This is a genomic window from Legionella pelazae (genome assembly GCF_052527395.1).
In genome coordinates, this window is record NZ_JBNVZS010000024.1 from 1 (window position 1) to 13,663 (window position 13,663).

Sequence of the window (13,663 nt, forward strand, 5' to 3'; positions counted from 1 at the left end):
CTTCTGCGTGGAGAACCGCAGTTAGGTAGCATGATTTCTGATGAGGATATTGGACGAGTTAAGCAACTTTCACCTCAAGTGCGGGAGAGAAAGATGCTAGGACTCGGGCATTCTATGCTATCAGAGGAAGAAGTTATAGCAGCACTTTTGAGTGAAATTACAATATAATAGTTTATAAGATGCCCTTATTAAAATTAGCTCTGACTATAAACCTTTAGTTAAAGACAAGGTAAAGGTAATTTTATTTGTCCCTAAACCACATGTTTAAATTCCATACAGTCAATGAAAGCGCTTGCTATAATTAATCAAATAATATTTAGATGTGTCGGAAGGATAAAATAATGCATATCAAGCACTCAGAGGTATTACTTACAGGCTTTGAATTTGCTGAGGGATTGCGTTGGAGAAATGGCCAGTTGTGGTTTTGCGATTTAAAAGGTAAGAAAATCTATAGTTTGGGAGAAAACCATAAATTTGCATGCAAGGTAAAATTGAATGATAGTCCAGCCGCTATTGGTTGGCTTTCAGATGGGCAAATGTTGGTAACGTCTTTATACAAACGTAAAGTGCTATCTATTAATAACAAAGGTATATATGAATATGCCGATTTATCCTTAGTAGCTCCTGGTTATGGTCACGATATGATAGTGGCAGCAAACGATACTATTTACATTAGTGCTTCTGGTTTTTATCCTACTTATAGTGTAAGGCCAGTTAAATCTAACGTTGTAATGATTGAGCCTTCTGGTAAGTTGAGCATTGCAGCTAAGCAGGTTGGTTATCCCAATGGACTAGCTTTGATTAATAATGAAAGCCAAATGATTGTGGCTGAGACATTTGCAGCAAATTTGGCGTTATATGATTTAAATGCTCAAGGCCTACTTACTAATAAACGTTCTTTCTATTCATTTGATGACAAAGGTTTTCAAGTAGCTTTTGATAAGTATGGCGTCCCTAAAGATTTATCCCGTTATTATCCTGATGGCATCGATTATGATGTTTTTAGAAATATTTTATGGGTTGCCTCACCTGGGAAAAATGAGGTTTTGGGTATAAAAAACAGTACTATACGTTTCAAAATTAAAACACAGGGCATACCTTTTGATTGTGTTATAGGAGGCGAACACTACGATATCTTGTATATAGGTTCCTCGTCACAAAACTTAGAAGGTTGGTCTGGACAAATCGAATTTGTGAAAATAGTTAGCTAATTTCTATTAAAGCAAATAGTAAACGCTATAATCTCCAATTTTGATACAGAAATGAATTTTAATAAATCTGATTAATTTTTGAATCATACTTATTGACGATAATAAAATTAGCACTACTTTTATACTAAAACGAGCTAGCCAGTTTGAGCTCAGACAAAGTCACTTAGATCTGAGTCTTTATCTAATTTTAATAGATTTTTCACATCGCTCAAAATAAATATTTTTTTGTCTTTCAACAATCGACTTTATTTTATCTGTATCACCATTATTGATCTGGCCAAATAGTAGTGAGAATTTCTTTTGAAATAGTTTAACCTGATGATTCAGTTTGCATTATAAAGAATCCAAGCTAACGCCGCCTTTGCGAGCTCCTGATTAACGTCTCTGAATAAATTCTAGTAGGTCTTCAATTAAAATATAACTTATTCCACTCTTTAGTTTACTAGAATTTCGGCCCAATACGCACGGCTTTAGGCGCGTTATCCTGATCATGATTTTTTCCTGGGATAACCCGTCCCTGATGTACTTGGTACCCACTAACATAAGCTTTGACAGAAACTCTAGCTCGTTGTTCATCAGTCATACTGCTTACTACCTGCGATAATACATCTTTCTTTGTAAACGCTGACGCTGGCTCTGTTCTGGCTCGGTACACAGCCTTCTTAGTATTAATCAATTCCTCTGGCGAAATTCTTTTATTTTTGTTAAAAAAAGCTGTTTTAAGGAGGCCAACGTAATCTGAGCTGTGCTTCAATAGAGGCATTCCTGGGATACTCTCTAAACAAGTTAACTGCTCGTCTGAAGGTGTTTTTCCGGTAATCTTTGATACATTAGCAATATCTCTTACTTCATGCAGGACAGGTTTGCTCTCTCCTGGCTCCATGGCCAACCATGATACTTTGGTAGTAATTTTTCCTTCCCTGTCTTCCTTTTGTTGTATTAGTAACTGCGTAAGTCCTTGAACAGATGGCTTCTGATCATATGAAACAGTAGAAAACTTGGCTTCATAAACAGGTAGCTTATTTTCAGGTTTGTTAGCGGTACCGCAGCCACGAAGTACAATTTCCCTTAAATCTGGTGGTGGTCTATATAATCAGACATGTTATCTACGTAACCAAATTCACCACATACATGATGCAAAAAACTAAGTTTGGTTATTCCACTAATATATGGATTACTTTGAATGATAGTATTGAGAGTATCGAATGATATAACTATGAGTTCACCACCCTTAGTATTAGCAGCTTTAGCTCGCATCTGAATAACTGCAGCCAAATCCGGATCGATTGGCGCGTCCCCTTTTACTATAAGTAGTTCTATCTTTTTATGTTTGCTATTCTGGCATAATGTTTTAAGTTCATTTACATCTGCTATATTCTCGGCCTCGAATGCCCTTGCTATACTTAAAAGCTCTCTATTAACTTTTTCATCAAGGTCTCTTTGCAATACTAAAAGCTCGTTTAACTCCCTGCTTAGTTTTTTATATTCCTCTTGATTATCTGACTCGCTTAACGCCTTCTCTTCCATCAATGAAACTTGCTTAGCAATGTCAGTAAACTTAGCCCATATTGCATGCTCTTTAGATGGTAATTTCAATTCTTGCGCGTAGAGTTCATAAAACATACCATCTAAATTAGTAAAATCAGCTAGCAACATTTTTCGCTCTACGCTTATTTGAATATAAGAACTTATTCCTTCTTCCTCAGTATCTGTTATTTCATTGTTCTTTACTGATTCATGAAGAAAATCTTCAAAATAAGGTACTCGATCAAGGACAATTCGTAGGCCTAATAACCTATCTTTATACGGCTGATTCCTTATACTGAGTTCTCCTCGCAGCTCCTCCATTTCATAATATGGATTAAGGTCATATTGCAGTACGTTTTCTATATATTTTTGATGTAAATTCTCTATATTACGTCGCATAAGGACTATTCTTAAGTCACATATATAAATTGTAGTAGTCTTTCGTTGATTTTTTTAAAAATATATTTAATTTCATTTGATTCTAACCAAAAAATGGCCAGAAATTAAAAGCTCTATTTGGGAAAAGTTAATAATAGAATTGCTCTATTAAAGAATTGCGCCTAGCGTGAAATGTAATTGACAGTTTTGCCCTAGCGCAAGACATACACAATCACTGCCCCTTGAGCTTAATTCATTCTCTGTGACCGGCTATAAAACTTATTCGCTCTCAAGATAAGCTTTTAAACCCAACCGTTTGAATAGCACTAAAACGTAAAATTCAATTTTGATAATGAATACATCTTCTTAGAAAAGTTAAGCCTAATAAGTTTGCTAACCAGACTTAGCAAATTTATTAGAATAAAGCTTTCATCCTGTTTAACCCATTACAATTAGATTACAGTTTAATGTGTTACTTGATAAAATGATTGATTTTCAAGCTCATTAAGAAGCTTTCTTTTGTGCTCAAAAGAATCCTTATTTCTTAAATCCAGCGCAGCATTAATATCCTCAACAATGATAGCAAAATCAACTACATTATGATCTTTTATTTTTCCTTGCTTATAAAACCACTCAGCGACAGCGCTCCAACGCCATAAAGGACTTTTATTAGCTATTTTTAGAATAGGTTTAGGAAAATCACCTGAACCTCTTAGGCCTTGTATAATAAGTGACACAGCTTGTCTTGTCATAGATAATCGCTGTGCAATATCTGAAAGAGTCACTAAATGCTCTGGTGCAACACTGACAATTCGTGCACCTATATGGGTTGACTCAATGTCTTTAATAGCTGATAAAATGGCTCGCTCAAGATTTTCGCCCTCTCTATCAAAGTCTAAATAAACTGTACCATTTTTATAATTAATTAACGCATCATCGCACCCTGCTTCAAACAAAGTGTCTTCTAAGTTAGGCGTTGTATCATCAACGCCATCAAGAATTAAAGTAAATTGATAAGTGTTACTCATTTTCTTCCCCTCTGTGTTCACAAGCATCAACATTTCGTCTAATTTGCCGAGCATGATTCCCAGGGACCTTAGGCGTAGACCAGATACTCATTGCATGCCCCTCTCTGCTTGCAAGCGGGCAAAGTAAGCGCCCCCAAGCATGAGCTGACTGGCCAGAACTAGAGTAGCGCCATCCCTTTAGTTCAGCATACTTTATAGCTTGTTCTATCTCTTTATTAGCATGTTTAGGACGCACTCTTACTTCAGTTTTTAGTTTAATAGTAACATTTTTGTTGACAAATATTAACAAAAATGCAGTGCGAATGCTTGTAGTTAATAGCCTTAATTATCTATCAAATACGTTGACTAGGTAGTTCAATCCTGTTTACTTACCTTTATTAGCTGTGTAAGCAATGTTATTTAACCGTGAATGAGAGATGACTATCCTGCAAGCAGTTTTTATCGAGAACGACAAAGTTTTGTTGTTTTTTTATGTATTCGAAGGACAGACATCGTGAACTTCCATTTCTATTTTTTCTGACAATGTTAATGCAGCACGGTTTGATTTAATTCAGAGATAGAGTGAAATCGAGATAGATAATCTTCAAGGCGCAGTGCGGCTTCGGGAATTTTTCTCTTCCTGAGCGTTTACAAGATTCGGTTAAAAGCTGATTAGTTTTTTCTGATAGTCGAAAAGAAATATAAACTTTTTGATAGTTATTTTTATTGCTTTTCTATTTCAATTTAATGCCCTTAGCTAAAAGTTTTGTGAATTAAAACATTTTTAGATAACAATTAAACTCCCTACATTTTAAGTTTGACAATAAATATCTCTCAGGCTACTGTAAATGATTATAGAAAATCTTCTATAAAAAAATTAAATTACTCCAATATTACTCATGCTGTTTTGAAGCAATCAAATTAGGTTACCTTGGCTAATTTAACAAACTTGGTAGCGTGTTAGAAATTCCCAATCTCAACCAGACTTTAGAAGAAAACGGTTTTACTATAACTAATATACATTTAATTAATGCGCAAATTATTTAAATTTAAACTATCAAGATTTATAGGCTTTTTCTTGCTATTAATTCCAGTTATAAAAAATAAGCCTTTGGTATAAATAATATCATTTATCATTATCTTCTGCTCGAATATTCCTTTTATTTTGGATATACGCTCAAATTTCACACTAACGTTAAATGTGTCTTGATAAGTCAACGGGATAAAATAATCAATCTCTGCTCTGTATATTAATAAATGTATTTCTTTTTGGGTAACTTCAAAAAAATCTATACCCATTGTATTTAGAAAAGTATGTCTTGTATGTTCAAAATAGTGTAGATAGTTTGCATTGTTTACAATACCTTGAAAATCACATTCATAATCTCTTACTTGTAATTCAATTTGAAACAAAATTTGATCCTATCTTAAAATTTCTAAGTTATATCATTCGTTCTAGAAAGAAAATTATAACATGGATAAAACCAATGTATTTATATTACAAGTAACTATAAGTAAAATGTATTTAATTATCTAAATTTTAAATTTATTCTTTTTTATGAGAATTCATATATAGCAATCCCAATCATTACATAAAAATGATGCTTTGCATATTTAAATTTTTGAGGAAGGTCAATGTGTTAGTAACGTAGAAGTGAACTACCTTGGTTTTAATTATTTTAATCTTATTAAAACAAGTATATAAGCTAGCATTATGCTAATAAAATTCTATGATTTGATATCGAAATGCTTTCAAAGCAATAGCACTATGCTATCAATTTGATAGCATAGTATGAACTTGTATTCTACAAGTAAGACTTTATAAGCCGATATCATTTTGCTTTCAAAATGCTTACAAAATATTTATAAGGTGCTAGCATTTTGATAGCTCTTTATGAACTTGCATTCTATTAGTAAAAATCATGAGTTCATATTATTTAGCCATCAAAATACTTTCAAAATAATTGCAAAATGCTAGCAATATGATAGCATTTTTAAGAGTATAATTTAGGAAGAAAAATAATATGATTATTTTAATTGGTGGTGAAAAAGGCGGGACAGGGAAAACAACCTTAGCTACAAATCTAGCTGCAACAAGAGCTATAGATGGATTTGATCCACTTCTGGTAGATACTGACCCTCAGAAAACTGCTAGTTTTTGGTCTTTAACCCGCGATGAGAATAGTTATAGCCCGCGTGTAACAACCATACAGAAATTTGATAATGTTAAGCAAGAAATATTAGCCTTAAAAAGCAAATTTGACGATATTGTTATTGATGCTGGTGGCCGAGATTCATTGGAATTAAGAACTTCCCTTCTTGTAGCAGATAAAGCCTTTTTCCCTTTAAGGGCGTCTCAATTTGATCTTTGGACTTTAGCCAAAATTAATAGTCATATAAAAGATGCACGTTCAATAAATGAAAAATTAAAAGCTTTTGTATTGATTAATCAGGCTTCCCCCAATCCGGGTGTTAAGGAAGGAGAACAAGCCTCTATGTATTTAGAAGAATTTGATGAACTTGCTTCAATCAATACAATTATTAGTGAAAGAATAGCTTATAGAAAAGCTGCTATTTTGGGGTGCTGTGTCCAAGAGATATCTCCAGAGGATAAAAAAGCTTCAGCAGAAATTTTATCTCTATATGAGGAAGTGTTCTATGTCTGAAAAACCATCATTTAAAAAACCCCCTCTAACGCCTGAAGAAAAGAAAAAGAAAGAAGCTGAATTTTTACGCTTTGATAAAACAGGTGGGGAAAATTCTTATCAACCTCGCAAAAAAGAAAAGGAACCTACAAAGAGTATATTTATTCGGGCCCCAGAAAGTTTTTGGCATGATATACAGGAGATTGTAAGCTTAACAGGTATATCTATGAATGCTGTATGTTTAGAATTATTAAGGCCAGCAATAAAGAGAAAGTTAAAAGAAATTCGAGAAGATAATTAATTTTTTAAAATAGCACATTGCTAGCATTTCACAGCGCCATATCTAGCAATATGCTATCAAAAAGCTATCAAACTGCCTTTAAGTCGCAAAAAAAAATTATTGACATATAAGGATTTGCTACCCAAAATAACAAGCTATTAAATATTAGTTTTTTATTTGTTTTTCTGAAAAAAGGACAGGAAAATGACGAATTAATAGTGATATAAAGAATAGTTATGAAGAGTTGGCGCTCTTCATAACTTGAAATATTAGCTCGGAACGCAAGCTAAGTTAAACTAAAGTAGTAAGTTTACCTTACTTAATTTTAGTTTCTACCCAATCTATATTGTAGCTACGTTCCCTTAAAAAAACAACAAAGATAAGGAAATTATCTATGGGGAACCTTTGTTCAATTTTTCATGCTCATTTTGGTAAGTTGGTCGACTACACCAGAAGCCATAATAAAGCAGTCTTTTTAGATAAGTGTATTTTCTATCCAAATACACGCTTGATGGGGAGATTTGGTTTACCAGGACCTTATTCAACCAATTCTTTTATCGCTCCACCATGATTGAAGTTAGGATCTTTCTTTAAAAAAATGTCATGTAATCGGGTCATGTTTTACCCATGAGTTATCAAAGTGACCTTTATACCAAATAAGAAATTTCTTTAACACTCAGAATTTGATTATTTAGATTAAAAGTAATCTTTAAACTTGGCACTTACTGCCGGTAAGAATATCAATTTACATTTTTTTAGCAGGATTTGATCTAACACCCTAAAAAATTTTATATTCTAATAAAAGAGGACCTCCTAAGTATAATAAAAATGATTAACCTTCAAAAATACTTATGTACATTAAAGAGGTCCTCAATTTATCCTTTCAGGAACTCTTTCATATTTTTAGTATCAACAAATGCAGTAGATGTTTGTAATATCTAAAAAAACAGTCCCTATTAAAATTTTTAGATATATCATCCTTAGCTATGTTGTATTAGGAGCCTTAGTTGCATTTTGGATTTAAATAAAATATTGTGCTTACAATATATCCAATTAAAACAAAAGAGGTTTTCAATGGCTAAAAAAAGTGATTTATTTAGGTTTTATACTGAAATTTCTACAAGCCACTCTAACAATACATCGATATTAATTCCTAGAGCCAAAGAAGTTTTATCTAAATATCATTTTGAATTTTCAAATTTAATTTTAGCTAATGCCATTAAAAGACTTTGTGCGGACAAAAAATATGACCTAGGGTTATATAGCCTTTCAGAAAGTGAAATAGACGGATTGCTTAATGAAGAACATTTAGTGAATGCAATTTTCTTAGAGTTTTTTTCAAAATTAGAACAACAGCTAGGACGCCAGATCCGCTGGTTTGGACAAGATGATTGTCTTATTGATTTTGAGAAAGAACAAAAATATCAAAGGTTTGTAAGTAATCTTTATCAAATTGTTGACGATGCAAAGTCTAACGACAAAAGCATAGCTATTTCTATAAGAAATACCAAAAATATTATTAAAGAATTTGAACGAGATGTAGGACAAGTTAGAGATACCATGTCTGTAAGCTTAAAACAAACTTTTATAGATATCTTTAAATTATGTCGCATGATGTTATCTAGAAATTATCTTGATGGAAAAATTCTTAATAAGTCCTATGATAACCATTCTTTTAGTCATATTTTTGCCAGAAAAAGCTTGCATAATTGTTTTTTAGAGCAATTAGATTCAAATATTCAAGAATTAGCAAGTTTTACTAAAGCAATTAATATAGAATGTCAATCTCAGATAGATGCTCATATTAACTATCTCATGTAACAAACGTCTAATAATCTAATTGAGTTTTGGATGTAATGATTCTGGATAATCAATATTGCTTAAATAGTTTGTGAGAATAATTAAGCCCTCTGAAGCGAAATTAAATTTCCTAAAAATTATCTACTAGGCTGTTAAGTCTAAAGCATGAATCCAGAAAAAATTAAAAACAAAGGTTATTTACAACATCCTGGATTTTCAGGCTCTCGAATTGGAAATTCAAAGCTTAGAATCATAATTTTAGGTTGTCTTTAAAAATCTAATATTATTAAGCTAAAAAAGTAATACAAAGATCATTAGCGAAGAAATGTTAAAACATTATAATTTATCACCTATTTATAATGTTTTAAAAATCCTAAGTACAAAATCTATAACTATAATATGGCATTAATTGAGAAATAATATGACGTTGGTTGAATGGAACTCACCTAAAAACAAACCAGATGCTCTTATAGCATGGCTTAGTAAAAATTCGATTGCAAATGGTTCACAATTTCCTATCACCATAAATAATTTTTTTAAAACAACTGTCGATAATTTTTTTCTTCCTGAGCTTCATTGTCTGGTCGAATTCTTCAAATTTAATATAGAAATTGATACTTCATTGCGAAATGATCTAATTATTAATTCATTAAAGGAGCTAATAATTGCAAAAAAGGAATCATCGGATAATCTTTTAAATTTAATTATTGATAAACTTCAATGTATATCTTTAATTAAAGAAAATAGATATTTTCTTACTTCAATTTCTGTCGCTAAAATACCTTTTAGAAGTATTCAAATATTCAATAGTAAGATTTCCTTCTATAAAAAATTTCCTGATATTTTTAAGTCCAGAAAAGTACTTTTAGCTAGAAATCATCAAGAAGAAACAACGACCTATACAAAATGTGTGGTTAAGACTCCTACTATATCAAATGAAATCAATGAACATATAGATAATCTAGATATTTTTAGAGCCTTAATTAATATTTATGTAAATTCTCGCTGGCATATGAATTTTGATGGTCGTAGAGATCCGATAAATAAAGTCAGATTAGGGCAATACTATACCCTTCACAGAAGTGATGGACAAACTATAGGTCAGAGTTATTATGAGCCAAAATTTATAGCTGCACCTTTATTCAATCTTGATGTAATCTCAAAAAAAAGATAGAAAAAGTACTTAAATTAATCTCAATATGTAATTATAAAGATCAAATTAAAGAAAGTCTTTTACTTTTTACAAGAGCCTTAGATGAGTATGACCTTAATATATCTTTGACTATTTTATGGAGCGCAATTGAAAAGTTATTAAGTAGAAAAGGGGGAAATGAATCTTATCTTTACAAACAAAGGTGTTCAATAATATTTCCTAATAGTATTTATATTGGAGAATGTATGGATGCTTTAAGGTGGATAAGAAATAAATTTGTACATAATTATGATAATTTTGATGACGCGCGATTGCTTACACATCAATTAAAAAATATTTATCGAGAAATATTAAATTATCACTTATTAAATTTGTTAAATTGTGAATCTTTTAATTTAGCAATGCAAAAAATAGATGCTTTGTATAACGAAATCTCTAAATAAGCTAGGGTAACTTTGATATGACTTAGCGTAGTAAAAGTTTATTTATATAACTATCTTCAATATTATTTCTAAGGTAAATTGAAAAAACATAAAAAATTAGGAACAGTCAAAACAAATAAAAAAATGGTTTTATTATAACGAATAAAAAATTGATTACGCGCTGCTTCATTAAGGCTAAGTCAGCTGAACGGATCAGAACTATATGTAGAAGATTAGATAATTATATTAAATTTATTTAACATTCTATCTTAATAAAAAGAATCTCAATTTAGGAGCTCTTTAACGATCTTAAGCGGTATTTAACTTAATCTATAATTATAAATAATAGGATAAATGCCAAGTGAAAGGAGTCAGATATGAGTACGATTAAAAAAGACAAAGAGCCCAAAAAAACCAATAAATTAAAGGAAAAAAAGGGAGCTACTAATAACAAAAGCGACGATAATTTAAAAGGTAATGAGCGAAAAAATGTTAAAAGTTTAGAAGAAGAAAAAAATTTACTAAATTAACAGAAAAACCTCTTCTTTGGGCATCATCTGATATTTTATCTAAATTATTTTTAGAAAAATCATTATATGAGAGGGTAAGTGAGCAGCTTGAAAATAGTCCATTAAATAAAATGCTAGAAAGTCTTGAGAATAGCCAAATTAATAGAATGTCACAGGGTTTATTAGATAAGTTAGTAGATGGTCCATTCAATAAATTATCTTCATTAACCTCTAAGGATATACTAGATAAATTTGGCTCAGGCTTTCCAAGTGTTTCGGATGTTCTAAATGATTTTAATAATAAAATTCCCCAAATAAAACCCCATGATTATTCTATAAACAATGATTTTATAAGTAAAATAATGGATTCGAAAAAAGATAAGATTGAAGTTGTTATTGCTGAAGAGCTTATTGATAAAATTAGCATATATACAGATAAAATAAATAATAAATTAATTATTTATATTTCAAAAAAGAATGAATCATAAAGTGGCTGTTTTAGAATATCCTAAGTTTGGTTTAATAAATTGCTTATGATGATAAGTAACGATATAACGTTGGTTTAGAAATGTTAAGTACTTTACAAATGTCAATAATAGCTAAGGCTTTATCTTGATGCATACGCTTAGCAGCTTGAATCTTAGAGACATCGACTTTAGGGCGACCCCTTTTTTGCCACGAGCACGCGCAGCAGAAAGACCTGCCTGAGTTCGCTCTTGAATTAGGCGGCGCTCAAATTGAGCCATTGATGAGAAAATATTAAAAACCAATTCGCCCGAGACAGTGGTCGTATCAATTGCACCTTCACACAGCGATTTAAACCCTACTCCTTTTTCTCTAAGAGTTTCAATAAGCGAAACCAAATGGACCATGGAACGACCTAAGCGGTCAAGACGCCAAACCACTAAGACATCTCCTGTTTCTAGATTCTCTAAACATTGCGTTAGACCAGGTCGGTCAGTTTCGAGCCTGAAACTTTATCTTTATAGATCAGATTTTTTTGACAGCCTGCTTTTAAGAGGGCATCGACTTGTAAGTTTAAATTTTGTTCAAGGGTACTAACACGAGCATAGCCAATTAATCGTGACATCAAATTTCTCAATTATTATTGTTTTTGATGAGTTTTTAATACTTTGAATTTTTATACGGGTTTTGAGAAAAATAGCGATGATTAGAAGTGGTTCTGGGTAAGGTTTTTTGGGAAGGAGGAGGGGAGGTGATAAAGAGTCTCAAAAAAGGGTCGTTTTCTGAGACTATATTAAATAATTAAATTACTCTCAATTGCTATTAAATAAAGCATTGAATCGACACAGGTGTGAGAAAGATAAAAATGAATCGTACTTCCTTAATGAAAGCTGAATTAAGTTAGGTTTTAAAACCATAGTAGGTTCAGATTAGCTTAATAATTGTGCGGTATAATAAAGTATAAATAAATTTTAGGTTAACAATAGTGAAAACTAGACCAATCAGTGAAGCTCTCATGTTGCTTACTAAAATTCGTATTAGCAAGAAGAAAGAGTTCGCTTTCTTTAAAAATAATTTAGAAAAGAGAATTGAAAAAATTCGATTTTTGTTAAGCGAATTTGAAGCAAATAAATACCCAGCTGCAGATGGAAGTAATGTAATACGGAGTAAAATTTTTAATCAACTTCAAGTTAAATTAGGTAAGAAACCGAGTGATCAAGAGGCAGCGACGATATTTACTGAAATTGAAGAGATTCTTCAAGAAAATATTCTCTATTACTCGCCAATGCCACGCTATATTTATTGGCAAGGAGCGGGGAAGGTTTCTGAAAATCCACCCGGAATTGCTATTTTATGTAATGATCCAAGAAAACAATCAAATCTTTATGGTAACTTCCCCTTAGATTTTAATATAAAAGCCATTAATAACTTAAATTATATTGCGTTAACTAAAACAGGTAAGATATTGCTTGATTACTTAGTTGATTTTAGTAAGAAGTACACAATTGAAATCTGGCCTTCTCCGGAGAATCAGGGAAATCGCGCAATACCCCATAGTTTAATGGCGATGGATCAAGTCTCAGATGAGGTGGTAGCAGGTCGGTTAGGAAAAGAAGCTCTACAGGCACTTGAAAAAGCATCGGGTACGGATAATAAACTTAAACAATGTGAGTGGTTAGCTAATTGTATAAGTAAGATGCCCCATATAACGCTTGAAGATCCGCTTGAGGATAAAGCTTATTTTGAAAAACCATTATCATCTGAGGATATTTATGCCTGGTTAGCAACAGGTTATGATTTTTTGTATAAAAATTTTAATAAAAGAGCCATTTCTCAAATACTTTGTGCCACTATTACTGTACTATATCCCTATACCATACCTGGATTAGGCTCAGGCACCACTGTGCGCTGGAATGCTTTTGACAACTACTTAAGAAATAATGAGCGTCCACCTGCCATTGGCCTTGCACATGAATTGATTCATGCTTTCTATAATGCTGCTGGTTTACAGCCAGGAAAAGAGCAAGATGATACCACTGCTGTCTTGGAATTTTTAGCTGTAGGCTTAGGTATCTGGGAAAACGCTGACATGACAGAAAATGTTATTCGAGCAGAATGGAAAGATATATTAAATCAGATACCCACTGAAGATATACAAAATCATAAGGTTGTGGAAAGAAGAACAGCCTATAGTACCAATATTACTGTGATATTTGCAGACCCAATGGCTAGCTCTTCGAATTCCTTTCATAGCCATGCTTAGAAT

Annotated in this window: 16 protein-coding genes and 2 pseudogenes; 10 read left to right on the forward strand and 8 right to left on the reverse strand. The window is 32.0% G+C overall.

Annotated elements, in window-relative coordinates; genetic code table 11:
• The first annotated feature begins 341 nt into the window (after window positions 1–341).
• Window positions 342–1,211, forward strand: a complete 870-nt coding sequence (locus ACQUW5_RS15045; RefSeq protein ID WP_444992082.1) for an SMP-30/gluconolactonase/LRE family protein — start codon at window positions 342–344, stop codon at window positions 1,209–1,211.
• A gap of 442 nt (window positions 1,212–1,653) precedes the next feature.
• On the opposite strand, the gene ACQUW5_RS15050 is transcribed toward ACQUW5_RS15045, so the two are convergent.
• From ACQUW5_RS15050 to ACQUW5_RS15075, 6 genes and pseudogenes are all read right to left on the reverse strand, one after another.
• The gene (locus ACQUW5_RS15050; protein WP_444992083.1) at window positions 1,654–2,094 is read right to left on the reverse strand and encodes a hypothetical protein; all 441 of its coding nucleotides are present in this window, start codon (window positions 2,092–2,094) and stop codon (window positions 1,654–1,656) included.
• 185 nt (window positions 2,095–2,279) lie between these two features.
• Window positions 2,280–3,137, reverse strand: coding sequence for a hypothetical protein (locus ACQUW5_RS15055; protein ID WP_444992084.1), 858 nt, complete (start codon window positions 3,135–3,137; stop codon window positions 2,280–2,282).
• Between the two features lie 443 nt (window positions 3,138–3,580).
• On the reverse strand, window positions 3,581–4,144 hold the full coding sequence (locus tag ACQUW5_RS15060; protein WP_444992085.1) for a helix-turn-helix transcriptional regulator: 564 nt from the start codon (window positions 4,142–4,144) through the stop codon (window positions 3,581–3,583).
• Window positions 4,137–4,379, reverse strand: coding sequence for a hypothetical protein (locus ACQUW5_RS15065; RefSeq protein ID WP_444992086.1), 243 nt, complete (start codon window positions 4,377–4,379; stop codon window positions 4,137–4,139). The genes ACQUW5_RS15060 and ACQUW5_RS15065 overlap by 8 nt, the downstream gene beginning before the upstream one ends.
• 290 nt (window positions 4,380–4,669) lie before the next feature.
• A pseudogene (locus tag ACQUW5_RS15070) lies at window positions 4,670–4,824 on the reverse strand (TraY domain-containing protein).
• Window positions 4,825–5,146: 322 nt separating this feature from the next.
• On the reverse strand, window positions 5,147–5,536 hold the full coding sequence (locus tag ACQUW5_RS15075) for an acyl-CoA thioesterase (protein ID WP_444992087.1): 390 nt from the start codon (window positions 5,534–5,536) through the stop codon (window positions 5,147–5,149).
• Between the two features lie 611 nt (window positions 5,537–6,147).
• On the opposite strand from ACQUW5_RS15075, the gene ACQUW5_RS15080 reads away from it, so the two are divergent.
• The 8 genes from ACQUW5_RS15080 to ACQUW5_RS15115 all read left to right on the forward strand — a co-directional run bounded on the left by ACQUW5_RS15080 (window position 6,148) and on the right by ACQUW5_RS15115 (window position 11,420).
• On the forward strand, window positions 6,148–6,789 hold the full coding sequence (locus tag ACQUW5_RS15080) for an AAA family ATPase (protein ID WP_444992088.1): 642 nt from the start codon (window positions 6,148–6,150) through the stop codon (window positions 6,787–6,789).
• A complete protein-coding gene (locus tag ACQUW5_RS15085; RefSeq protein ID WP_444992089.1) occupies window positions 6,782–7,069 on the forward strand; it encodes a hypothetical protein in 288 nt (95 codons plus the stop codon). Before ACQUW5_RS15080 ends, ACQUW5_RS15085 begins: the two co-directional genes overlap by 8 nt.
• Before the next feature lie 373 nt (window positions 7,070–7,442).
• A complete protein-coding gene (locus ACQUW5_RS15090; RefSeq protein ID WP_444992090.1) occupies window positions 7,443–7,619 on the forward strand; it encodes a hypothetical protein in 177 nt (58 codons plus the stop codon).
• 503 nt (window positions 7,620–8,122) lie between these two features.
• The gene (locus tag ACQUW5_RS15095) at window positions 8,123–8,869 is read left to right on the forward strand and encodes a hypothetical protein (RefSeq protein WP_444992091.1); all 747 of its coding nucleotides are present in this window, start codon (window positions 8,123–8,125) and stop codon (window positions 8,867–8,869) included.
• Window positions 8,870–9,269: 400 nt separating this feature from the next.
• On the forward strand, window positions 9,270–10,022 hold the full coding sequence (locus tag ACQUW5_RS15100) for a hypothetical protein (protein WP_444992093.1): 753 nt from the start codon (window positions 9,270–9,272) through the stop codon (window positions 10,020–10,022).
• A 224-nt stretch (window positions 10,023–10,246) separates the two neighbouring features.
• A complete protein-coding gene (locus ACQUW5_RS15105; protein ID WP_444992094.1) occupies window positions 10,247–10,444 on the forward strand; it encodes a hypothetical protein in 198 nt (65 codons plus the stop codon).
• Between the two features lie 356 nt (window positions 10,445–10,800).
• Entirely contained in the window at window positions 10,801–10,953 is a 153-nt protein-coding gene (locus ACQUW5_RS15110) for a hypothetical protein (RefSeq protein ID WP_444992095.1), read from the forward strand.
• A 110-nt stretch (window positions 10,954–11,063) separates the two neighbouring features.
• Window positions 11,064–11,420: a hypothetical protein gene (locus tag ACQUW5_RS15115; protein ID WP_444992096.1), complete on the forward strand. Its 357-nt coding sequence runs from the start codon at window positions 11,064–11,066 to the stop codon at window positions 11,418–11,420.
• A gap of 43 nt (window positions 11,421–11,463) precedes the next feature.
• On the opposite strand, the gene ACQUW5_RS15120 is transcribed toward ACQUW5_RS15115, so the two are convergent.
• Both ACQUW5_RS15120 and ACQUW5_RS15125 read right to left on the reverse strand, forming a co-directional pair.
• Window positions 11,464–11,553 carry a helix-turn-helix domain-containing protein gene (locus ACQUW5_RS15120; RefSeq protein WP_444992097.1) on the reverse strand — a complete coding sequence of 30 codons (90 nt, stop codon included), beginning with the start codon at window positions 11,551–11,553 and terminating at the stop codon, window positions 11,464–11,466.
• Window positions 11,532–12,022: pseudogene (locus tag ACQUW5_RS15125) on the reverse strand (recombinase family protein). The gene ACQUW5_RS15120 and the pseudogene ACQUW5_RS15125 overlap by 22 nt, the downstream one beginning before the upstream one ends.
• A 360-nt stretch (window positions 12,023–12,382) precedes the next feature.
• Between ACQUW5_RS15125 and ACQUW5_RS15130 the strand changes: the two are divergent.
• Window positions 12,383–13,660 carry a M91 family zinc metallopeptidase gene (locus ACQUW5_RS15130; protein ID WP_444992098.1) on the forward strand — a complete coding sequence of 426 codons (1,278 nt, stop codon included), beginning with the start codon at window positions 12,383–12,385 and terminating at the stop codon, window positions 13,658–13,660.
• Window positions 13,661–13,663 lie beyond the last annotated feature (3 nt).